This is a genomic window from Streptomyces sp. NBC_01241 (genome assembly GCF_041435435.1).
In the GTDB taxonomy this organism is placed as follows: Bacteria; Actinomycetota; Actinomycetes; order Streptomycetales; family Streptomycetaceae; genus Streptomyces.
The window spans coordinates 8,771,531-8,792,080 of sequence record NZ_CP108494.1 but is presented as its reverse complement, the minus strand read 5'-3'; the positions used below and the strand labels follow the sequence as shown (position 1 = coordinate 8,792,080).

The window sequence follows — 20,550 nt, the reverse complement described above, 5'->3', positions numbered from 1 at the left end:
GCCTCCCTGTCGCACCGCACTCTCGAATCCGGACACCAGGCACACCGTCCAGGCGTTCAGTTCTTCCGGGGCACCTCGAAAAGAACGGGCTCTGGTTCAGCCGTTCCTGGGCCACGACGGATGGGCTGGCACCGAAGCGCGGGCAGACTACCGGGTTCACTTCGCAGGGCGACGGCCGGCCGCTGCCGGATGCGTGAGCCGCGCAAAGTCTTGCCGTCCACCGCGATCGCTTGCCGTTCGCCCTCCGCCGTGGCGGTGCGGGCGGCCAGAAAGGCGCCGACGGCCTGGTCGAAGCCGTCACCGTCCAGGCGGGACAGTAGTCGGCGCACGGTCGCCGGGTGCGGAACAGGGACGGCTCCGGTGAGCGGATCGGGCCAGAATCCCAGCACACGAAGCGCCCAGGCCGGAGCATCCTGGAGCCACTCGCCGATCGCGGCCAGGGACTTCGCCCCGGTCAGCACGGCTGCCGCGGCCGAGGCCACCAGCGCGGCCAGGGGTAGCGGCGTCCGCGCAGACCACGCGGATCAGGAACGGCGAGGAGGAACGGGGACAACGCCACCGCCACGGGCAGTGGTGCGTCCGGCTGCGACCGGGCCAGTTGGCCCAGGCCGCGAGGCATGGGAAAAGATACGGATGCCGGCACGGGCTCGCTCGGTACTCATGCGACGTAGACACTCACATGATCACCGGTACCGTGCCTGCACTCGTTCCCCCACCCTCGCAAACCAGGCGCGGTACCACTCCACCGGACGACCGCGACAGACCTTGCGTATCGCAAACACGCAATGCCCCTGTCTGGGGCACACCGCAGGAGACCTCCACCAGGGAATCGGCATCCGATATCGCCTTGCGCGTGGCACCGACCCGGGTCGTCGTGGTCAACATGGGCGCACTTCCCGACACCACGGTAGAGATCTCACCGCGGAGATCGTCATCACTGCTTCCGGCCTGCCCCCACACCACGTACCTGTACTCCACTGGCTCATCCAGTAGCGTCACGTACGTCAGCTGCACGCTCGGTATTCGCTGACGTGATCTCTCAGGGAATTCATCGACCGCCTCGACGCCGCTGAGCACCACCGTGCTGACACCGAGACTCCCCACGATCCGCCCGCCTCGGGAAGAATCCTTTTCGAGGCCGACGTGCACCGTGATCTCACCGGGCCCCAAATACCCGAGCTGGAACGTGAGCAGATGTTCTCGGTGCTGCCGATCTTTGGGGATCAGGCAGGAGCGCAGGAGGAGTCCGTCCGGCTCGTAGAAGAGAGTGGCCGCGCCCTCGCAACCCATGAGTGATGTGCGCATTTCCGCCTCCAGATTCAGGAATTACCGGGTCCGATGTGCAACGCTCAGTACAGGTGAGGTGATCACGACGCCGGGCCGGGGCACCCTCGGACCATCCGGTTGCGCCCCACTGGCGCCCGAACTCAACGACGCGGCGGATCAGGGACCACACCACGCTGCTCACGGACGTCCCCTCCAGCTCCCTCCCGGAACCGCTCGGGCACCGGACCCGCAAGGGGGCCGGCGCTTCAGCAACCGTCAGGGCGTCATGGACAACAACGACCAGGCCTGAATTTCCATTCGCGAAGACGTCCGCCCGCGTCAAGGCCTGGCAGGGGAGGCCTCACACCATCGTGAGAGAAGCTGCGCCGGAGAATCCGCATCGTGCCGATTCTCCAAGATCACCCAGCCGTGACCACTGGAGCTCCGCGCAGCCCGACGAATTCATTTCTGACGGTTTGCCGGAGCCACCCGTTACGGACGGGGTGATCGCAATCCGACTCGCGTGACCACCACTTCGCAGCCATACCGAATGGCTGCGACAGGTCGAGGTTGCGTTGCTTCGCTTCTTCAAGCGCGCAGCGTCGACTGGCGTACAAGCATCCCCCGCGATGGCCGAACCCCCCTTGCCCTACGACGCCAGTGTGCATCTTGGACTGTTCAACGATGCGTACCACGGTCGATTCGACAGTATCCAATCAGTTCAAGTCAACCGTGATCTCAAACCTGAAAAACCTTCCAAGGTGTCCGAATTAGGTGATGCGGGGGCCGTGTCGCGCAAGCCCCCGCTCGTCGGGAGTGCTGTGACCTCCGCAGCGGATCACACAGAGCCCCGGGGGCTCTGCCGCGTCGGCCTCGATACGCCCGCGATATCGCTTCCCGGCCGGAGAACCTCTCATCGCCCCCCACAATGTCGCTGGTGCCGGGGCAGGTGACCGGCCACCTTCGTCAGCACCAACCCCGGTGCGTCATGTCCGCACCGCCACGGTCGACACACGGAAGACGGGACGAACCGCGCTTCCTCGACAGCGCCCGGACACCGCGTCGACCTGATCCACAATCCCCCCGGCCATACCAGACAAAAGAACAGGCGACTGACTGCTCACGCCCAGTTTTCAGCCTCCATGAAACCGTCCCGAATCGACCCACGACCCACAGTCGATGATTACGGTGTGTCAGCACCACGTGTCGATAGAATTCCTGCAAGCGGAGGAGACCGTCCGGACCCATCCCGTATGGGAAGCGCATGCCCACGGCGGACAATCCGGCCGCAGCGGCGAAGAAGACCGTAGCCGCCCCGCAGGACGCGAGTATCCCCTGCCGTTCTGGCCCAGCGTCACCCTCGCCTGGGTGCCGAGTATGAATTCAGGACAGCTCACCTTTCTGTGGACGGGGTACTCCGACGGACCTGATTTCGCTCGTCCTGCCTCATTGTCCCACCGCAGCGGCCGGATGATCTCGTGCCCGTAATATCGCGGCCGCCGAGGAGAGCAGATACGTCTTCGATGAACCGTTCCGGGTTTGATCGAGGCTCGATTCTTTTGGAAGGATCGAGTCCGTTACGGCGAAGCAATACCTCAAGGATCTCAAGGAACGGGCCGTGCGCCCGGTCCTGGAGACTCGTGATCAGTACAGGACCGAGTCCGCGGCGATCCGCCCGATCGGAGCGAAGCTCGGCATCGGGCTGGAGTCCCTGCGGAACTGAGTGCGTCAGGCCGAGGTCGATGCCGGTGCCCGAACCGGGACCACGACCGAGGAATTTGCCCAGCTCAAGGCCCTCAAGGAAGAGGTCGCCTAACCTCAATACCGGTAACTTAGGGCGCTTTGGTCCGCTTGACCCGTTTGGGTTTGGTGGCGTTGACGATGGTGAGAGTCGGGATAGCTGGACGGTCCGTAACACGGTGGGCGGCGCGTTTGAGGGGCCAGGCGAGGACTTTGCGTTTGATGACGCGGGGGTTGGATCTGCGGCGTCGCGGTGGCAGGAGACGCTCGATGAGTTCAGCGTGGGTCGCTTTGACCGCGCGGGTGAGTCTGCCGGGGGAAAATGCCGCCTGGTCGGTGACCTGGCGGCGCACGACGCGCACTGAACGGATGAAGGAGATGCGGTCGGGATCCTGACCGGCTTGGTTCGCGGCCTGGTGCATCAGGTGCCGGATAGCGTGGTGGACGAGCAGGAAGCCGTAAAGTTCCTGCTCGGCTCCGTCAGGGTGTTGTGAACGCAGCACCAGGTGCGACCCGCCGAGGTGGGTCTTGATCTCGTCGAGGGTGGACTCGAACTCCCATCGCTGGGCGTAAAGGGCTGCCAGTTCCGCGGCTGGGGCCATGGACGGGTCGAGGATGGTGGTGAGGAGCCGGTAGACACCCTCGTGGCCGGCGATGGTGTACTCCACCGCGCGCACCCGCACCCCACGACGAGTGTGGTGGATGTCGCTCCGATCGAAAATTTCGGTGAGGTAGGAGCCGTCCGGCAGTTGCTCCACCACCGGCAGCACCAGGTCCTTGCGCACGCGCCACAACAGGTCCGCCCCGGTGGCTGCCGCTTTGCACCACAGGTCCACGCCGTAGAAACCGCGGTCGGCCAGGAGCAGCATCCCCGGCCGCAGGGACCCCAGCACCGCCCGGGCCAGTGTCTGCTCTCCGGCGCGCAGACCTCCGACCGCAGCGTCGAAAACGACGTGGGTGCCGCATTCCACCAGGCCGACCATGCGCAACTGCGGGCGGCCGACCTCAAGTTCGCCCCGCCCGGAGCGGGGCGGGCGGCCGAACGCTTCCGTGTTCGCTTTCGTGTCCGGCAGGTCAAACGTGGTGCCGTCGATCGCGGTCAGCCGCCAGACGCCGTAGAAGGCGCCCTGCGTGTCGGGTGTGGCGACCGGACAGCACACGCGCGCGAACAGCCGCCGCAGAGGCGCCACACCCAGCCGGGACCTGGCTTTCCAGATCGCAGCCGTACTCGGCACCACCCACGTCCCACGCCAACGCCGCTCGTCCTGCAGACCAGCTGTCAGCAGCCGGGCGACTTCCTCATAGCTCTGCCCGGAGAACAAACACATCGCCAGCACGAAATAGACCACCAACCGGGCCGGCAGCAACCGGTTCCGCAGTTGCATCCGGCCCGTCTCCACCAGTACCTCGTCCACCAGCGACCGAGGAAACGCCTGCGTCAGCACTCCGACCGCAACCCGGTCCGACAACCGCTCACCAGATGACTTCAGTTGGCCCGCTCTTGGCATACCAACAACAACGAGCAGAATCTCCGTAAGTTACCGGTATTGCGCCTAACCTCGCCGTTTCGGTTGGGCTGAGCGGCTGCGTTGGTTATCAACTGTTGGGTGGCCGGGGTGATTCTGTTGTTGAAGCTTCCCCTTGATCGTGGACACCTGGAGACTGAGCCCGGATCCACCGGCTCGATGCCTGTGGATAGCCTCTCCGGAAACGAGGAAGTGCCCTGTGACCTGCGATGATGGGAGTTCTTCACGCTTCCAGCACGCACGACCACGAGGGCACTTCCGAGATGCAATCTTCCCATGCCGCAGCGAGGGTCTCCGCACGGTTTGATGATCCGAATCTGGTCGGCTACGGCGGGCTGGCCCCGGTGGTGCGGCTGGCTGAGCGGTGCGGACTGCCCGCACTCGTCGACGAGCACGTCCGGCTGCCGGCCTCGACGGACGGCACCGGGGCCTTCCCCGCGGCGAAGCTGATGTCGCTGGTCGGCGGCATGGTCGCCGGGGCGGACAGCATCGATGACATGGACCGGCTGCGGCACGGTGGGCTGCCGCGGCTGTTCAGCGGGGTGCGGGCGCCGTCCACGCTGGGCTCGTACCTGCGCTCCTTCAGCCACGGACACGTGAAGCAACTGCACGCGGTGGCCCGCCGGTTCCTACCCGAACTGGCCGCGCACACCCCGCTGCTGCCCGGCGCCGACCAAGTGGCCTACGTGGACATCGACGACACGATCCGTCGCACCTACGGCTACGCCAAGCAGGGCGCCGGCTACGGATACAGCAAGGTCAAGGGCTTGAACGCGCTGATCGGGATCGTCTCCACCCCGCTGGCCGCTCCGGTGATCGTCGCCACCCGCCTGCGCAAGGGACCGTCCAACTCCGCCCGAGGTGCGGCCGCGTTCGTCGCCGAATCGATCCGCACCGCAAGAGCGTGCGGCGCGAGCGGGCTGCTGGTCGTGCGGGCCGACTCCGCGTTCTACGGCGCCAATATCGTGAACGCCTGCCGGGCCCTGGGCGTCCGGTTCTCGGTCACCGTGCGGATGAACGCCTCGGTCAAGGCCGCGATCGCGGGCATCGACGAAGCCGCGTGGAAGGCGATCAAGTACCCCAAGGCCGTGTGGGACGAGGAGGGGCAGTGCTGGATCTCGGACGCCGAGATAGCCGAGACCACCTACACCGCCTTCACCTCCAAGCCGAAGAAGCAGCAGGCCACCGCCCGTCTGATCGTGCGCCGCGTCAAACGGCTCAACCCGGCAGCGGTGCCCGAGGGACAGGGCGCACTCTTCGATACCTGGCGCTACCACGCCGCGTTCACCGACTCTCCGCTCTCCCTGTCCGATGCCGAACGTGAGCACAGGCGGCACGCTGTCGTGGAACAGGTGATCGCGGACTTGAAGAACGGCCCGTTCGCCCACGCCCCCTCCGGGCACTTCCAGGCGAACGCCGCCTGGCTCGCGCTGGCCGCTCTCGCGCACAATCTGACCCGCGCCGCCGGCGCCCTGGCGTCCGCCTTCCACGCCAAGGCCACCACCGCAACGATCCGCGACCACCTGATCAACGTGCCCGCCCGCCCGGCCCGCTCCGCCCGGCGCCTCACCCTCCACCTGCCCGAACACTGGCCCTGGGCCGACGACTTCACCCAGCTCTTCGACCTCGTGCACGCGCCACCACCCACAGCCTGAGAAGCCCTGACCACCCCGCCCGCAAGGGCCCGAGACCGCCGAACACGTGGAAGAGCTGGACAGACCAGCGGATACTCCCTGCCCGAACAGCCAGATCATCTCGCCAACCGCCAAGACAACCCCGAAACGATCACTCCGGAATCAAGCCGGTGGATCCGGGCTGAAACCTGAACGGCTCCAGAGGAAGTAGTGCCAGGTGGGAAGCAAGTACACGAAGCGGTACTCGGAAGAGTACAAACGGGACGCGGTCGAGCTCGTGTGCTCGTCAGGGCGGACGGTGACCGACGTCGCCTGGCAACTCGACGTCAGTGCCGAGAGCCTGCGCGCCTGGGTCAAGAAGGCCAAGGCCGCCGAGGTCACGGAGACCGGCGGAAAGGGTCTGTACAGCGAACGGTGGGACTCGGTTGATTGTTTCTACCGGCGTCCGGCAGTGAGCCGGCCGTCGAAGGTGATGTCGAAGGCTTGGAGTGCGGCTTTCCAGCGCATGGTCCAGCGCTTGCTTCCGGTGCCCTTGGGGTCCAGGCTCATCACCGCGAGGTAGACGCACTTGAGCGCGGCCTGTTCAGTGGGGAAGTGCCCGCGGGCCCTCACGGCCTTGCGGATACGGGCGTTGACGGACTCGATTGCGTTGGTGGTGCACACGATTTTCCGGATCTCAATATCGAACTGGAGGAAGGGGACGAACTCCGCCCAGGCGCTTTCCCACAGCCGCACGATCGCCGGGTATTTCCTTCCCCAGGCCTCATTGAACTCCATGAAGCGTTCCAGGGCGGCGTCCTCGGTCGGCGCGGTGTAGATGGGCTTGAGCGCCTTCGCGATCTTCTCCCAGTCCTGCCTGGCCGCGTAACGGAAGCTGTTCCGCAGGAGGTGAACCACGCACGTTTGCACGATCGTCGCAGGCCAGACCGTGTTGACCGCGTCCGGAAGACCGGTCAGGCCGTCGCAGACCAGCATCAGCACATCACGGGCGCCCCGGTTCTTGATCTCGGTAAGGACCTGCAGCCAGTACTTGGCGCCCTCGCCGCCGTCGCCGACCCACAGGCCCAGGATGTCCCGATGCCCCTCCGCCGTCACGGCCAAGGCCATGTAGACGGGCCGGTTGGCGACCTGCCCATCCCTGACCTTCACGTTCACGCAGTCGATGAAGACGACCGGATACACGCCTTGAATTCGATCGGTGGTTGCGAACATCCAAGGGGAGATGGTTCGCATGCCTCGTGGAGGAGCCAATCGCATGCCGTCGTCGGCCAGACGGCGGTACTTCGAGCTGCGGCGCAAGGGCCTGAAGGGGGCAGCGGCCGCCCGCCAAGTGGGCGTATCGGTGAGCTGCGGGTCCAACTGGTTCATCGATGCTGGAAGCATGATCATTCCTGACCCTCCCATCTCGCCACGCTTCCTGACCCAGGACGAGCGGATCGCCATCGCCGACGGTCTGCGCGCCGGGCGGAGCCCGGTCGTCATCGCCGCCGAGATCGGCAAGAGCGTTTCGACGGTCTACCGGGAGATTGGACGCGGCCGGAAGGAGAACGGGGAGTACGAACCCTGGTGGGCACACAACCAGGCGCTCCTGCGTCGCCAACGCCCCAAAGAAGAGAAACTCCGCGACCACGGACCCCTGCGCGCGGCAGTGCGCGAGAAGCTCGACGAGAAGTGGTCCCCGCAGCAGATTGCTCGACACCTCGCACGCGAGCACCCGGACAACCCTCGCATGCGGGCCTGTCCGGAGACGATCTACCGTGGCCTGTTCGCTGGCCTTCTGGGCAAGCGTGAGGGCCGACTGCGCACCGGACGCACCCGCCGCAAGCGGCAACGCCGTGGCGTCGTCTCACCCAACAAGATCAAGAACATGACGCTCGTCCATGACCGACCCGCCACGGTCAACGATCGTGAAACGCCCGGCGATTGGGAGGAGACCTCATCATCGGACGCGCTCAGCGGTCCGCTATAGGCACCCTCGTCGACCGCACGACCCGCTTCGTTCGCCTGATCCACCTGCCGCACGGCTGGAAGGCCCAGCCGATGCGCGACGCCCTGGTCTCGCAGACCGCCGATCTGCCACGAGCGTTGCGGCGGACCCTGACCTGGGACCAGGGGCGCGAGCTCGTCCTCCATGAAGAGATAGAGGCCCTCTCCGGCTTCCGGATCTATTTCTGCGATCCTCATTCTCCCTGGCAGCGCGGCACCAACGAGAACATCAACGGGCTGCTGCGGCAGTACTTCCCCAAGGGCACCGACCTTACGGTCCACTCCCTGCGCAACCTGACGGCCGTGGCCCGTCAGCTCAACGAGCGCCCCCGAATGGTCCTGGGAGACCGTACTCCGTCCGAGGTCATGCAAGACTGGGGCATAGCATCACAGTTTCCGTGATTCGCAATCACCGCTAGAAACCGCCCGCTGTCCAGGGGACGGTTCTGCCATTCGGCCATGCCGGCCATCACGCTGTCGGTGATCGTGGAGACAGTGGTCTTGGAGACCTCCGTGCCGTAGACCTCGGCCAGGTGGGCGGAGATCTCGCCGTGGGTAAGGCCCTTCGCGGACAGGGACAGGACCATCTCGTCCACGCCGCCCAGGCGCCGCTGGCGCTTCTTGACCAGCTGCGGTTCGAACGTGCCCGCCCGGTCCCGCGGCACCGCGATCTCCACCGGGCCGACCTCGGTGGTCACGGTCTTGGACCGGTGGCCGTTGCGGTAATTCTCCCGGCCGCCCTCGACCCGTTCACCGGGCTCGTGTCCGAGGTGGTCGGTCAGCTCACCCTCCAGCGCGGACTCCAGCACCTTGCGCGTCAGCTCCGCCAGAAGGCCGCCCTCGCCGGTCAGCTTCACTCCGCCGGCCTGGGCCCGGGCCACCAGTTCGGCAACCAGACTGTCATCCACAGCATCCAGCGCACCCACGGCGGCCTCCCCGGCCTTGATGTCACTCATCACGTCAGTCATCAACTGTCGCTTCCAGCTCGGGAGTTACACCGGTTACCGTACAGACCCGCTGCAGCCGCACTCAAGCGGGCCGGCCGCCAGCGCGGCATCGACGCCGAGACCGAACGGCTCCGGGAGGTCTTCCGGGCCGACTGGGCCCACCAGCCGCCGCTGGTCGAAGACGCGCTCGGCAAGCAGATGCTCGCCCTCCTGGTCCAGCTGGAAGCCGCCTGCACAGCAGCCGACGACCTCGCCAAGGCGGTGGAGGAGACGTTCCCTCGACACCCGGACGCTGAGATCATCCTCAGCTTCCCCGGCCTCGGCACCCAGCTCGGCGCCCGGGTGCTCGCCGAGATCGGCGACGACCGCAAACGGTTCGCCGATGCCCGCGGCCTGAAGGCATACGCCGGCGCCTCGCCCATCACCAGGGCCTCCGGGAAGAAATCCAGCATCACCCGCAGGTGGGTCAAGAACGACCGCCTCAACCACGCCGGCTACCTCTGGGCCTTCGCCTCCCTCACCTCTTCGCCCGGCGCCAAAGCCCATTACCGACGGCGCCGCGACGACCACGGAGACTGGCACGCCGCCGCCCAGCGCAACCTCTTCAACCGCATGATCGGCCAGCTCTACCACTGCCTCCAGCACGAAGAGCTGTTCGACGAACACACCGCCTTCCCCGTCGAACTTGCCGCCGCAGCTTGACGAGTTACGCGCCTGAGGTGTCTACATCCCCACCGCCGAGGGCTGGCTCTACCTCGCCGGCTGGCTCGACCTGGCCACACGGGAGGTGATCGGCTACTCGATGGCCGACCACCACCGCGCCGACCTCGTCGTCGACCCCCTGGACATGGCCGCCAACCTGGGCCGCCTGGAACCCGGCTGCGTGATCCACTCGGACCGCGGATCCGAGTACACCTCCACCCAACTTGGCTCAAAAATCTGCCAGTTGGAATGCCGCCAGAGCATGGGGCGGACTGGAATCTGCTACGACAACGCCGCCGCCGAGAGCTTCTGGGCCGTCCTCAAGGAAGAGATCGGCACTCGCTTCTGGCCGGACCGGGCCACCGCCCGCGCCGAGATCTTCGCGTTCATCGAGACCTTCTACAACCGCCGCAGGCTCCGCAAGCACATCGTGTGGGGATACCTCACACCCCACGAAACGCGCCTGCGTCACCAGCGGGAACAAGCCCTCGCGGCATAACAGGATCGTGTCCAGGATCACGGGGAAACTTCAGACGGAAGGTGGACAGGTGAGGGTCCGGATCGGGTACTCGGCTTGGATCGTGGGCGTGGTGCAGTTCTTCGTCATCCACGGGATTGCCGAGTCGGCTTGGGCGAGACCATATAGCTGGGCACGGAACAACATCAGCGACTTAGGAAACGCTCACTGCGCCCTGCAGCCAGAGCCTGAGCCGCGGTATATCTGCTCCCCCGAGCACAGCCTTATGAATGCCTCGTTCTTCACCCTGGGAGCGCTGCTCGTTGTCGGCGCCGCCCTGACCGGTGGTGTCCTATGGCGCAGAGGCCCGGCCGCTGCCGTGGCTCGTCTGCTGCTCGCCGGTGCCGGCGTGGGATTCGTGTTGGCCGGGCTGGCTCCCGCGGACGTCAACGAGAACCAGCACGTCTTGGGCGCCCTTCTCATCATGGCGATGGGCAACATCGGTCTTTTCCTGGCAGGGTCGGCATGGCAGAACACGTTCCTGCCCCATTGCGGTGGGGCACCAGCCTGCTGGGCGTCACCGCGATCACGGCTTTTGGGCTCTTCCTCTCCCACCACTACCTCGGTCTCGGCATGGGAGGTATGGAGCGAGTTGCCGCGCTTCCTCTCCTGTTCTGGGCGCTCGCTGTTGGCGTTCGTGGCCTCATCCGTCGGGCAGTTCGTCTGCAGGAGGCGATGCCGGCGGAGCGTCTCAGCCGCGCTGGTTGAGAGCTCTGGTCAGGTCCCTGTTGGCCTCCCTCGGCGCGCTGCTGTAGCGCGGGGCTCGCAGGATCGGTTCTGTGGAGTTCCCGATCAAGGTGGCGCTGGCCCAAGCGGTCCCGACCCTGCCCGACGGCCCTGGCTGGTGGTACGAGCCGAAGCTCGACGGCGGCGCTGGGTGGAGATGAGGCCTCAGTCGTCGGCGCCCGCCGGGGTGCGGGGGCGGGGCACAGCTGCGGGGCCGACACCGTCGAGACGCTTCCCTGTGACCAGGCGGAAGGTGTCGTGCGGGTTGGTGTTGGACCAGAGGAACGTGCCGCAACCCGCACGAGCCAACAGCCCTGAAGTGCGGCCCCACCGGCCGTTCGACCCCCGCGACAGACCCCGGGTGATCAGGCCCTTGACGCCGGCGCGGGCCCGTGCCCGGCTCCCTCGACTATCAAAGGCCGCACCTCGGTGGCCACAGGCAGAGGCAGACGGGTGAGCGCGGTCCGGTACTCGGCGACGATGCGCTCGACGACGGCGGTGGCGGGGAGAACCGCGTCGATCAGACCCGCGGATTGCCCTGCCTCGACCTTGCCCTCACGCACGCGGCCGTGCAGGGCGGCGTCCTTGAGACTGGCGGACTGGAACTCCTTGCGCCGTACGCCGAGTTCGGCGGCAGACTCCTCAAGACGCTGCATGCGGACGGTGAAGTCGTTCTCGACAGCGCGGATGAGGCCGAGGCCGTGTCCGACCGTGCGGGTGTCCTCCACCCCGGCAGCGAGGACCACCTCCTTGTACTCGGGATGCACGGTCGCTTCCTCGGTGGCGAGGAACCGTGTGCCGAACTGGGCGGCGCCCGCTCCCAGGGCCAGCATCGCGGCCAGCCCGGCACCGTCCGCCACACCACCGGAGGCGACCACCGGAAGGCCCTCGACGGCCGAGACCACAGCCCGCACGAGGACCTGCGTGGCCACCATCGCGGGCGGCGGGTGCCCGCCGGCCTCCCCGCCGACGACGACCAGACCGTCGACTCCCGCGTCGGCAGCCTTGCGGGCATGCTCGACGCCGGCCACGACGTGCAGACAGACGGTACCGACGTCGTGGAACCGTTCCAGGTAGCGGCGCGGTCCGCCCTGGGACGCGATCAGCACCGGTGGACGCCGCTCGAGGAGCAGATCGATGACGTCGTCGGCCCCCGCCCGGTAGAGCGGCAGATTGACCCCCCAGGGGTCGTCGGTTCCCGCGGCCATCTCGTCGAGCACGCGAGCGAGGTCGTCCAGACGCATGGGTCCCGCGGCGACGACGCCCAGCCCGCCGGCCCGGGTGACCGCGAGGGGCAGGGCCGAGCTGGACGAGGCCCAGGACATGCCCGCCTGGATCACCGGGAGACGGACGCCGAGCAGGCCGGTGACCGGGGTGGGGATACTGGTCATGCCGATACCTCGTGGTCCTGCTGGGCGAGAAGGGTGCGGCCGTGTGCGGCGAGCCGGTTCTTCTGGACCTTGGAGCTGGCGGTCATGCCGATGTCCTCGAAGCCGTCCACGATGCGCAGATACCGTGGAACCTTGAAGCCCGCCATGCGGGTACGCGCCCAGGCGATCAGCTCGTCCTCGGTGGTGCCCGGCTCGGTAAGGACGACGAACGCGAACGGCACCTCGACCAGCCGTTCGTCGGGAACACCGACCACGACGGCCTGCCGGATACGCGGATGGCGGTGGAGGGTGTCCTCCACGTCGGCCGGTGCGACGTTCTCGCCGCCGACCCGGATGATGTCCTTGGTCCGCCCCATGAAGTGCAGGCGTCCGGTGGCGTCGAGCGCTCCGACGTCGCCAGTGGCCAGCCAGCCGTCGGAGTCGATGACCGCCGCGGTCTCCTCGGGGGCGTCCAGGTAGCCCTGCATGACGTTCCATCCGCGTACCAGGATCGAGCCGGGCTCGTCCGGAGCGCAGTCCCGGGTGCCGTCCGCGGCGCGGATGCGGACCTCGACGCCGGGTTGCACCTGCATCGCGCCGGATGCCCTCACCTCGTCGTCCTCCCACCAGCAGGACTGGGAGACGTTCGGAGAGGCTTCCGACAGCCCGTATCCGGCGACGCACTCGGCCGCGCCCAGCTCATCGATCACCCTGCGGATGACGGTGGCGGAGGCCGCGACCCACGCGCCGCGCAGATGGAGCGTGCGGTGGGCGCGGTCGGGGTGGTTGAGCAGCATGAGGGCGATGGTGTCGTTGCCGGAGAAGTGGGTGCACCGTTCGCTCTCCAGCAGCCGCAGCGCCTCGGCCGGCTCGAACTTCGGCATCGTGACCAGGGTGGTGGCGTGCTGGATGGACGCCAGCACGGACAGGGTGCTCCCGGCGACGTGGAAGAAGGGCCGGGCGCTGTGGAAGCGGTCCCCGGGGCGCAGGCCGAGGCGGGCGCCGGAGAAGAACGCGTCGGCGCACATACTGCGCTGGGTGAGCAGTACGCCCTTGGGTCGGGAGGTCGTGCCGGAGGTGTATTGGACGAGCAGGATGTCGTCCGGGGTACCGGTCGCGGGGACCTGGCCGGTTGCTTCGGACAGGAACCGCGGCCATGGCGTCGCCCAGCCGGGCACCTCTTCCCCGCACACGACGACCCGTTTCAGGTCGGGCAGGCGGGCGCTGGTGGCGGTGCCGTCCGCGCCGAGGCCGAGAGCGCTCAGGATGGCGAGGAAGTCGACGCGCAGCACTCGGTCGGCGACGAACAGGGTGGAGACCTTGGCGTGGGTGAGGGTGTGCTCCACCTCGTCGGCGGTGTAACGGGTGTTGACGGGAACGGTCACCGCGCCGACCGATCCCAGGGCGACGAACAGGGCGACCCAGCGGGGGCCGTTGCCAAGACACAGCCCGACACGGTCGCCCGGGCCGATGCCGGCGGCGGCGAGAGCGGCCCGGATCCGGGTGACCTCGGCGGCGAGCGCACCGTAGGTGAGGCGTTCCTCGGCGGTGACCACGGCCTCCACGTCGGGGGCGAGAAGCGCGGCGCGCTCCAGTGCCTCGTGGGCGGTCAGGGGACATGTCTGCCTGAGGTTCATCGCTGCTCCACCTCGCTGGTCACGGAGTTGTCAAGGCCGCCGCGGGCGAACCGGTCGACGCCGTCGCGCCAGCCGCCGTCGGACAGGCACTGTTCGATGGCCGCCATCTCGATTCTGATGCCGCGGTCGAGATCGGTCTCGCCGCCGAGGTCGACGGCTCGCTTGGTCAGCGCGATGGCCAGCGGCGGCGCCTTCGCGATGGTGGCCGCGACATCCGCACCGGTCTGTGCCAGCAGGTCATCGGGTACGACGCGGGAGACGACGCCCAGGTCGAGGGCCTCGGCGGCGGCCATGGCACGTCCGGTGAAGAGGAGCTCCTTGGCGCGGCGCTTGCCGATGGCCCGTTGCAGGCGCTGGGTGGCGCCGACCGTGCCCCAGTGCGGTTCGGGGAAGCGGAACGTGGTGCTCTCCGCGGCGACGGCGAAGTCTGCGGCCAGGGTGATCTCACCACCGGATCCCACGACCGCACCGTGCAGGAGGGCGACGACCGGGTGGCGGCACTGTTCGATGGCCTCGTAGGCGGCGAAGGAGGCGAGCCGCCTGCGGCGGACCCAGGCGGCGTCCCGGCCGGACCGTTCCTTGAGGTCGGCCCCAGCACAGAAGGCGGGCCCCTGGGCGGACAGGAGTACCACGCGTACGTCATCGTCCGCGTCGAGTTCCTCGAAGACGGACCGCAGCTCCCGGCACATCGGCAGGTCGACGGCGTTACGGGCGCCGGGCCGGGCCAGTTCGACGCGGGCGATGCCGTCCGCGACCACGCAACTCACACGCGGTGCGTCGGATCGGGACGATTTGTCGGCCGTGGTCATCTCAGATCACTCCCGCGGCCCGCAGGCCCTCGATCTCGCGGTCGTCTAGTCCGGCGAACTGCGCGAGGACGGTTTCGGTGTCGGCGCCCAGCAGTGGTGGGGTGCCGGCGGGCACGGGCTCGCCGCCGGTCTCTCGCAGCGGCGTGCGCAGGGCTTTGAAGGTGCCTTCGGTGGGGTGCTCGAAGTCGGTGACCACGCCCCGTGCCTGTGCTTGAGGGGCCGTCAGGGCCTCGCGGACGCCGCGGATCTCCCCGGCCGGGACGTCGGCGGCGCGCAGTTCCTTCAGGAGCGGTTCGCGGTCCCGTCCGGCGATGGCCGTGCGCAGGGCGTCCATGACGCGGTCGCGCTGGGCGACACGTCCCGTGTTGTGCCGCAGGTCCGGGTCGGCTCCGAGTTCGGCCAGGCCGAGCACGGAGCACAGCGGCGACCAGTGCTGATCGCTTCCGCTGATGTGCAGCCATCCGCCGTCAGCGGTGCGGAAGGCCGCGGACGGGACACGCCCGGGGTGCTGGGTGCCGGTACGCACCGGGTCCTCGTCGAGGGCGAACAGCCGGGCCGCGTTGAGGGCGTGCAGACTGAGCTGTACGTCCATCATGGAGACGTCGAAGTGGCGGCCGCGTCCGGTGACGCCGCGGCCGGCCAGGCCGGTGAGGGCGGCGATGGCGATCCAGAGACCGGATGTCATGTCCGCCACCGGGATCCCCGTCTTGCTGGGCGGGCCGTCGGGCTCACCGGTCATTGCCATGACACCGGACAGCGCTTGGAAGACGGTGTCGTAGCCCTTGCGCAGGCGGTCGGGGCCGCTCTGTCCGAAACCGGTGGCGGAGATGTACACGAGCCCCGGATTGGCGGCGCTGAGATCGTCGTATCCCAGTCCCAGTCGCGCCATGGCACCGGGGAGGAAGTTCTCCACGACGATGTCGGCCCGGGCGGCAAGCCGGCGGGCGGCGTCACGGCCGCGGGGGTCCTTGAGGTCCAGGGTGACCGAGCGCTTGCCGCGGTTGAAGGCGAAGAAGTAGGCGCTCTCGCCGTGCGGCAGGCGGGGTTCGAAGCTGCGGGTCTCGTCGCCGCCGCCCGGGCGTTCGACCTTGATGACCGTGGCTCCCTGTTCGGCGAGGATCTGGGTGGCCATCGGGGCCGCGAGGACGCGAGAGAAGTCGAGGACGGTGATGCCGTCGAGTGGGCCGGGCGTGGTGCTCTCGTTCACCGGCGAAACCCCCGCATCAGCGCGTTGACGTCCTGGCCTGCCCGCATCGCCGCCTCGGTGGGCAGGTCCGCGACACGGTAGAACAGGTCCTTCGCCGCGCGGAGGGCGCGGGGCTCGACAGCGGCCCACTGCTGCGCCGTCCCGAGCGCGGACTCGACCACGTCGTCCGGATCCACGACGCGATTGGCCAGGCCGTGCTCCAGGGCCTCGGCGGCGGCCAGCAGCCGTCCCGTACTGACGAGCTCGAAGGCGAGCTTGCGGCCCAGATGCCGCTGGAGTCCGGTCATCACCAGGGCCGGAACGATGGAGTGCCGCAGTTCGGGATAGCCGAACTTCAGGTCCGTGCCCACGACCGTCATGTCGGCGCCTATGGCCAGTCCGGCGCCGCCGCCCACGGCGGCACCGCGCACGGCGGAGATGACCGGCGTACCCATCCGCTGCATCTGCGTCTGTACGTGGGCGGTCAGTGCCGCCCGTTCGAGGACGGCCTCCGGCTGATCGGGGGTGAGGGCCGAGAACTCCGAGAGGTCGGCGCCCGCGCAGAAGGCGCGCCCTGCGCCGGTGAGGACGACGGCGCGTACCTGGGTGTCGTCCTCGGCCGCGGTGAGCGCGGTGCTCAGGGCGCGGGTGAGCGCGGTGTCGAGGGCGTTGAGCTTGTCGGGGCGGTTGAGGGTGAGGACGCGGACGGGTCCTCGGTCCTCGACGAGCAGTACGTCGGTGGCGGCTGCGTCCGCGTCGGTCGGCTGCCCGCTGGTCGTGACAGTCACGGAAGGTTCTCCTCGGTCGGGCGGTGGGGGTCAGGCTGCGGCGGCGGAGCGCCGGAATCCGGCGCGGGCCACCATGCTGTGCAGGGGGCGGCCCAGTGCCTCCTCGCAGGCCCGGGATGCGGCGGCGAGCGCGTCCAGGTCGATACCGGTGTCCACGCCCATCGCGTCGAACAGGCACACCAGGTCCTCGGTGCAGACGTTTCCAGTGAGGCCGGCTCCGTAGCCGATCTTCGACGGATGGCCGCCGACGCCTCCGAAGGCGCTGTCGAAGTGGCGGCAGCCGGCCTCCAGGGCGGCGACCGCGTTGGCAATGGCCGTTCCGCGGGTGTTGTGGAAGTGGGAGATCACCGCAAGGCCGGGGTGGGCCCGGTCCAGGCGGTTGAAGAGGGCGGCGACGGCGGCGGGGGTGGCGACGCCCGTGGTGTCCCCCAGGGTGACGGCGTCCGCGCCGAGGTCGGCGAAGCGGGCGACGTCCTCGGCGACGCGTCCGGGATCGACGCGCCCCTCGAAGGGGCAGCCGAACGCGACGGACACCACGCCCACCAGCCGGAAGCGGCCGTCCGCCAGGGCGACCATCTCCTCGACACGCTCCCACTGCTGCGCCCGTGTGGTGCGCAGGTTCTTCTGCGTGTGGCTCTCACTGGCCGATACCAGCAGGCTCAGTTCCTCGGCGCCCACGCCGCGGTCGAGGTCGCTCATGGCCCGTTCGACCGCCCTTGGATTGGGGCACGTCGCCTTGAACGCCACGCCGGGTCGGTGGGTGACACCTGCCAGGACCTCACCGGCGTCGGCGAAGGCGGGCACCCACTTCGGATGGCTGTAACTGGTCGCCTCGATACGGCGGAAGCCCGCATCGGCAAATGTTTCCAGCAGGGCGATTTTTGTTGTGGTCGGCACGAACGTGGGTTCGTGTTGCAGCCCGTCCCGGGCGAAGCACTCACAGATGGTGACCGTGTCGGTCATCGAGCCACCTCCTCAGGATGACTCGACAACTACTACCCCCCAGCTGTTGATAACGTCAACACCTAATCTTCATCGAGGTGCTCCCGCTCCCGCCGCTCCAGGGACAGTGCCAGGTCGGCCAGCTTCTCCAGGGCGCGCCCCAGGACCTGCGCCTCCTCGTCGGAGAGCAGCGCAGCGAAAGCCGCGTCCCGCTCGTTCGCGGCCTCGATGAGGCCCCGGTAGACCTCGACCCCGGAATTAGTGAGGGCCAACTGTCGGCTGCGGCCCACCCCCTCGGTGCGGTTCACGAGGCCGCGTTCGACCAGGCCGCGGACGACGCGGCTCATCTGGGCCTTGTCCAGACCGGCCCGTCGGGCCAGCCGGTTGAGCGTCAGCGTCGGATCGGCCGCGATCAGGGCGAGGGTGCGCCACTCACCGAGACTCACGTCGAACTCGCGGCGGTACCTGAGCGCCGCACTGCGCGACAGGGCCGAGGACGTCCGCGAGAGCCGGTAAGACAGCAGCTCGGAGATCGGCGCAAGGTCTCGGCCGTCGTCACGTTTCACCATGGGCGGCATGGTATCTCTGCCGAGGGTGTTGACTTTATCAACTTGAGCGTCGGAAACTCGCCATGCCCGCCGCTCTTGGCGACATACCTCGACAAAGGAGTCGTACGTCGTGGCCGACCCCTCGACCTCCACCGCACCACAGGACGCAGTCGACGCCTCCGCAGTCGACCGCGCCGCGACCTATCGCACCATCGCCTGGCGCGTCATGCCGCTCCTGGTCATCTGTTACATCGTCAGCTTCATCGACCGCACCAACATCGGAATCGCCCAGCACGGGCTCGAGCGGGACCTCGGCTTCGGCTCCGCCGTCTACGGCCTCGGCGTGACCCTGTTCTTCGTCGGTTTCATCCTCTTCGAAGTACCGAGCAGCGCTCTACTGGCCCGGCTCGGGGCCCGCAAGACGCTCGTGCGCATCATGGTGTCCTGGGGCGTCGTCACCCTCGCAACCTCACTGGTCCACAACGAGATCACCTTCTACGTCGCGAGGTTCCTCCTCGGCGTCACGGAGGCCGGCTTCTTCCCCGGAGCCCTCTACTTCCTCTCGCGCTGGTTCCCCTCCGCACGGCGTACGCGCATGACCGCGGTGTTCTTCGCGGGCGTCCCCGTCTCCGGTGTCCTGGGCTCCCTCATGTCCGGCGCCATCATGAAGGCCTTCGACGGCGGCACGCGGATCGCGGACTGGCAGTGGCTGTTCATCATCGAGGGGATTCCCCCGATCCTGCTCGCCGGCGCCGTCCTGCTGTGGCTCGTCGACGAACCCGAGCAGGCACGCTGGCTGACTCCCGCCCAGCGGGCGGCCGTCCGTCTGGACCTGGACGCGGACCAGCAGCGCAAGAAGGCCGAGCAGACGGCCGGCAAGGGACACGGCGGGCTGCTGCTCGCCCTGAGAGACCCCAAGGTGTGGATCATCGGCCTCTGCGCCTGCGGGGCCTACACGCTCGCCAACGCCGTGTCGTTCTGGACGCCGCGGATCATTGCCGACGCGGGCGTCGGGGATGTCCTCGACCTGGGCTTTTTCTCCGCCCTGCCGCCCTTGTTCGGCATCGTCGTCATGCTGATCGTGGGACGGCACTCCGACCGCACCCTGGAACGCCGCTGGCACGCGGCCCTCAGCTGGACCGTCGCGGCCCTGGCCATGGTGGCGATCTCGGTGTCCGGAGACGATGTCGCCGTGGTCGTGGTGCTCCTGGCGATCCTGGCCGCGGCCCACTATTCGGGCCTCACCGTCTTCTACTCCATCCCCTCCATCTACCTGAGCGAACGCGCGGCGGCCACCGGAATCGCGCTCGTCACCTCGATGGGGTCCTTCGCGGCGGCCGCGTCGCCATCCCTGCTCGGATTCATCCAGGCCAGCACCGGCAGCCTGTCGCTCGGCCTGCAGATCAGCGCCGGGATTGTGCTGCTCGCCGTCGTCCTGCTGCTGGTCGGGGTCAAGGCGAAGGACTTGCGAGAACAACGCCCCTCCTGACGCGCCGGAAGCGAGCTGCCGGGCCGGACGAGGACGACGAGGACGCGGGGTGGCCGCGGGGGTCTCCGCCTCCTCACGTAAGCCGGTTGATGTGCTTGCCGCCGGCGCCTGTCGGGTTCCGCGCCTCCGGGTTTGGGGACCCGGAGGCGCGGCGGCCGGCCTGTGGCAGCCCACACGGCCACCATGTGATGTCGACGCCGTCGACGTGGTCCGCCTTGGCGCCGACGGAAGACCGGAAAGCCGCGGTCACCCCGCAGGAACTGTCGGCCGGGGCCTTGTCACGTTGGCTGGCATGCCTGCAATGCCGGTGATTTTTCGTGTTTCCGCAGGTCGGATGGGGTGCCGGGTAACTCTGAGTGCGTAGCGGACGTTACTCGGCGTGCGGGGCTGGTCGCGTTTCCTGACCTCGAAAGTGTTCTTGGTCGGCTTCTTGATGCGCTGGCACTGCCGGTTGCGAGCGAGCGTTTCTGATCACCAAGAGCCGCCTGGCCCGGCGAGGCGCACCGCCGTCGCCGTGATGGACAAAATGCTCGACGACGCCTTCGTACGGCGTGGCGCGCCTCTGGAGCACACCCTCGCCACGCTCGCCGAGCTGACTGCCAAATGGTCCCACCCGTACGGCGTGTCCGAACGGTTGCGTCGCAGGACTTCGAGGGAATTCTTCCGCCGTGTCCCCTGGGGCAATCCCATTTGAGCAACATCTGCGGTTGCCACTGCGAGTTACAGGTCAGAGGGCA

The 20,550-nt window shown here is 68.0% G+C and carries 16 protein-coding genes and 5 pseudogenes; 8 read left to right on the top strand and 13 right to left on the bottom strand.

All coding sequences use genetic code 11. The annotated features are described in order from the left end of the window. Positions 1–56: 56 nt before the first annotated feature. The 3 genes and pseudogenes from OG306_RS39920 to OG306_RS39910 all read right to left on the bottom strand — a co-directional run. On the bottom strand, positions 57–482 hold the full coding sequence (locus OG306_RS39920; protein WP_266908921.1) for a transposase family protein: 426 nt from the start codon (positions 480–482) through the stop codon (positions 57–59). 193 nt (positions 483–675) lie between these two features. Continuing rightward, positions 676–1,305: a hypothetical protein gene (locus OG306_RS39915; RefSeq protein WP_266908923.1), complete on the bottom strand. Its 630-nt coding sequence runs from the start codon at positions 1,303–1,305 to the stop codon at positions 676–678. A 2,015-nt stretch (positions 1,306–3,320) separates the two neighbouring features. After that, positions 3,321–4,514: pseudogene (locus OG306_RS39910) on the bottom strand (IS4 family transposase); the annotation flags it as partial. 281 nt (positions 4,515–4,795) lie between these two features. Here OG306_RS39910 and OG306_RS39905 point away from each other — a divergent pair. After that, positions 4,796–6,187 (top strand): IS1380 family transposase, encoded by a 1,392-nt coding sequence (locus OG306_RS39905; RefSeq protein ID WP_266745780.1) that lies wholly within the window; start codon positions 4,796–4,798, stop codon positions 6,185–6,187. Between the two features lie 196 nt (positions 6,188–6,383). After that, positions 6,384–6,728, top strand: a complete 345-nt coding sequence (locus OG306_RS39900; protein ID WP_353963846.1) for a transposase — start codon at positions 6,384–6,386, stop codon at positions 6,726–6,728. Here OG306_RS39900 and OG306_RS39895 read toward each other — a convergent pair. Beyond that, positions 6,614–7,348 (bottom strand): annotated as a pseudogene (locus OG306_RS39895) (IS256 family transposase); the annotation flags it as partial. The gene OG306_RS39900 and the pseudogene OG306_RS39895 sit on opposite strands and share 115 nt — an antisense overlap. A gap of 49 nt (positions 7,349–7,397) precedes the next feature. Between OG306_RS39895 and OG306_RS39890 the strand changes: the two are divergent. After that, positions 7,398–8,554: pseudogene (locus OG306_RS39890) on the top strand (IS30 family transposase). Here the strand turns inward: OG306_RS39890 and OG306_RS39885 are convergent. Continuing rightward, the gene (locus OG306_RS39885; protein WP_353963819.1) at positions 8,464–9,120 is read right to left on the bottom strand and encodes a transposase; all 657 of its coding nucleotides are present in this window, start codon (positions 9,118–9,120) and stop codon (positions 8,464–8,466) included. The pseudogene OG306_RS39890 and the gene OG306_RS39885 overlap by 91 nt on opposite strands. 54 nt (positions 9,121–9,174) lie before the next feature. Between OG306_RS39885 and OG306_RS39880 the strand changes: the two are divergent. The 3 genes and pseudogenes from OG306_RS39880 to OG306_RS39870 all read left to right on the top strand — a co-directional run. Further along, positions 9,175–9,801 (top strand): annotated as a pseudogene (locus tag OG306_RS39880) (transposase); the annotation flags it as partial. Positions 9,802–9,826: 25 nt separating this feature from the next. Further along, positions 9,827–10,300, top strand: a complete 474-nt coding sequence (locus OG306_RS39875) for a DDE-type integrase/transposase/recombinase (RefSeq protein WP_266908127.1) — start codon at positions 9,827–9,829, stop codon at positions 10,298–10,300. Positions 10,301–10,307: 7 nt separating this feature from the next. Further along, positions 10,308–10,778, top strand: a pseudogene (locus OG306_RS39870) (DUF998 domain-containing protein); the annotation flags it as partial. A 431-nt stretch (positions 10,779–11,209) separates the two neighbouring features. Here OG306_RS39870 and OG306_RS39865 read toward each other — a convergent pair. From OG306_RS39865 to OG306_RS39830, 8 genes are all read right to left on the bottom strand, one after another. Further along, on the bottom strand, positions 11,210–11,353 hold the full coding sequence (locus OG306_RS39865) for a hypothetical protein (RefSeq protein ID WP_266751799.1): 144 nt from the start codon (positions 11,351–11,353) through the stop codon (positions 11,210–11,212). A 56-nt stretch (positions 11,354–11,409) separates the two neighbouring features. After that, a complete protein-coding gene (locus tag OG306_RS39860) occupies positions 11,410–12,435 on the bottom strand; it encodes an NAD(P)H-dependent flavin oxidoreductase (RefSeq protein ID WP_266751798.1) in 1,026 nt (341 codons plus the stop codon). Beyond that, complete coding sequence (locus OG306_RS39855; RefSeq protein ID WP_266907957.1) at positions 12,432–14,051, bottom strand: AMP-binding protein; 1,620 nt, start codon at positions 14,049–14,051, stop codon at positions 12,432–12,434. The genes OG306_RS39860 and OG306_RS39855 overlap by 4 nt, the downstream gene beginning before the upstream one ends. After that, entirely contained in the window at positions 14,048–14,818 is a 771-nt protein-coding gene (locus OG306_RS39850) for an enoyl-CoA hydratase/isomerase family protein (protein WP_266751795.1), read from the bottom strand. The genes OG306_RS39855 and OG306_RS39850 overlap by 4 nt, the downstream gene beginning before the upstream one ends. A gap of 43 nt (positions 14,819–14,861) precedes the next feature. Continuing rightward, positions 14,862–16,067, bottom strand: coding sequence for a CaiB/BaiF CoA transferase family protein (locus tag OG306_RS39845; RefSeq protein ID WP_266751793.1), 1,206 nt, complete (start codon positions 16,065–16,067; stop codon positions 14,862–14,864). Beyond that, positions 16,064–16,834, bottom strand: a complete 771-nt coding sequence (locus OG306_RS39840) for an enoyl-CoA hydratase/isomerase family protein (RefSeq protein ID WP_266751791.1) — start codon at positions 16,832–16,834, stop codon at positions 16,064–16,066. The genes OG306_RS39845 and OG306_RS39840 overlap by 4 nt, the downstream gene beginning before the upstream one ends. Positions 16,835–16,864: 30 nt before the next feature. Next, on the bottom strand, positions 16,865–17,797 hold the full coding sequence (locus tag OG306_RS39835) for a hydroxymethylglutaryl-CoA lyase (RefSeq protein WP_266907959.1): 933 nt from the start codon (positions 17,795–17,797) through the stop codon (positions 16,865–16,867). Positions 17,798–17,859: 62 nt separating this feature from the next. Beyond that, on the bottom strand, positions 17,860–18,345 hold the full coding sequence (locus OG306_RS39830) for a MarR family winged helix-turn-helix transcriptional regulator (RefSeq protein ID WP_266751787.1): 486 nt from the start codon (positions 18,343–18,345) through the stop codon (positions 17,860–17,862). A gap of 109 nt (positions 18,346–18,454) precedes the next feature. On the opposite strand from OG306_RS39830, the gene OG306_RS39825 reads away from it, so the two are divergent. Together OG306_RS39825 and OG306_RS39820 are read left to right on the top strand one after the other, a co-directional pair. Next, positions 18,455–19,813 carry an MFS transporter gene (locus OG306_RS39825; RefSeq protein ID WP_371665018.1) on the top strand — a complete coding sequence of 453 codons (1,359 nt, stop codon included), beginning with the start codon at positions 18,455–18,457 and terminating at the stop codon, positions 19,811–19,813. 514 nt (positions 19,814–20,327) lie between these two features. Continuing rightward, a complete protein-coding gene (locus tag OG306_RS39820) occupies positions 20,328–20,507 on the top strand; it encodes a hypothetical protein (RefSeq protein WP_432762225.1) in 180 nt (59 codons plus the stop codon). Positions 20,508–20,550: the final 43 nt, after the last annotated feature.

Bases quoted from the DNA above. Each gene is read 5' to 3' on its own strand.
- OG306_RS39915 (WP_266908923.1), bottom strand. From the start codon at position 1,305: ATGCGCACATCACTCATGGGTTGCGAGGGCGCGGCCACTCTCTTCTAC.
- OG306_RS39905 (WP_266745780.1), top strand. From the start codon at position 4,796: ATGCAATCTTCCCATGCCGCAGCGAGGGTCTCCGCACGGTTTGATGAT.
- OG306_RS39885 (WP_353963819.1), bottom strand. From the start codon at position 9,120: ATGACTGACGTGATGAGTGACATCAAGGCCGGGGAGGCCGCCGTGGGT.
- OG306_RS39860 (WP_266751798.1), bottom strand. From the start codon at position 12,435: ATGACCAGTATCCCCACCCCGGTCACCGGCCTGCTCGGCGTCCGTCTC.
- OG306_RS39855 (WP_266907957.1), bottom strand. From the start codon at position 14,051: ATGAACCTCAGGCAGACATGTCCCCTGACCGCCCACGAGGCACTGGAG.
- OG306_RS39835 (WP_266907959.1), bottom strand. From the start codon at position 17,797: ATGACCGACACGGTCACCATCTGTGAGTGCTTCGCCCGGGACGGGCTG.
- OG306_RS39830 (WP_266751787.1), bottom strand. From the start codon at position 18,345: ATGGTGAAACGTGACGACGGCCGAGACCTTGCGCCGATCTCCGAGCTG.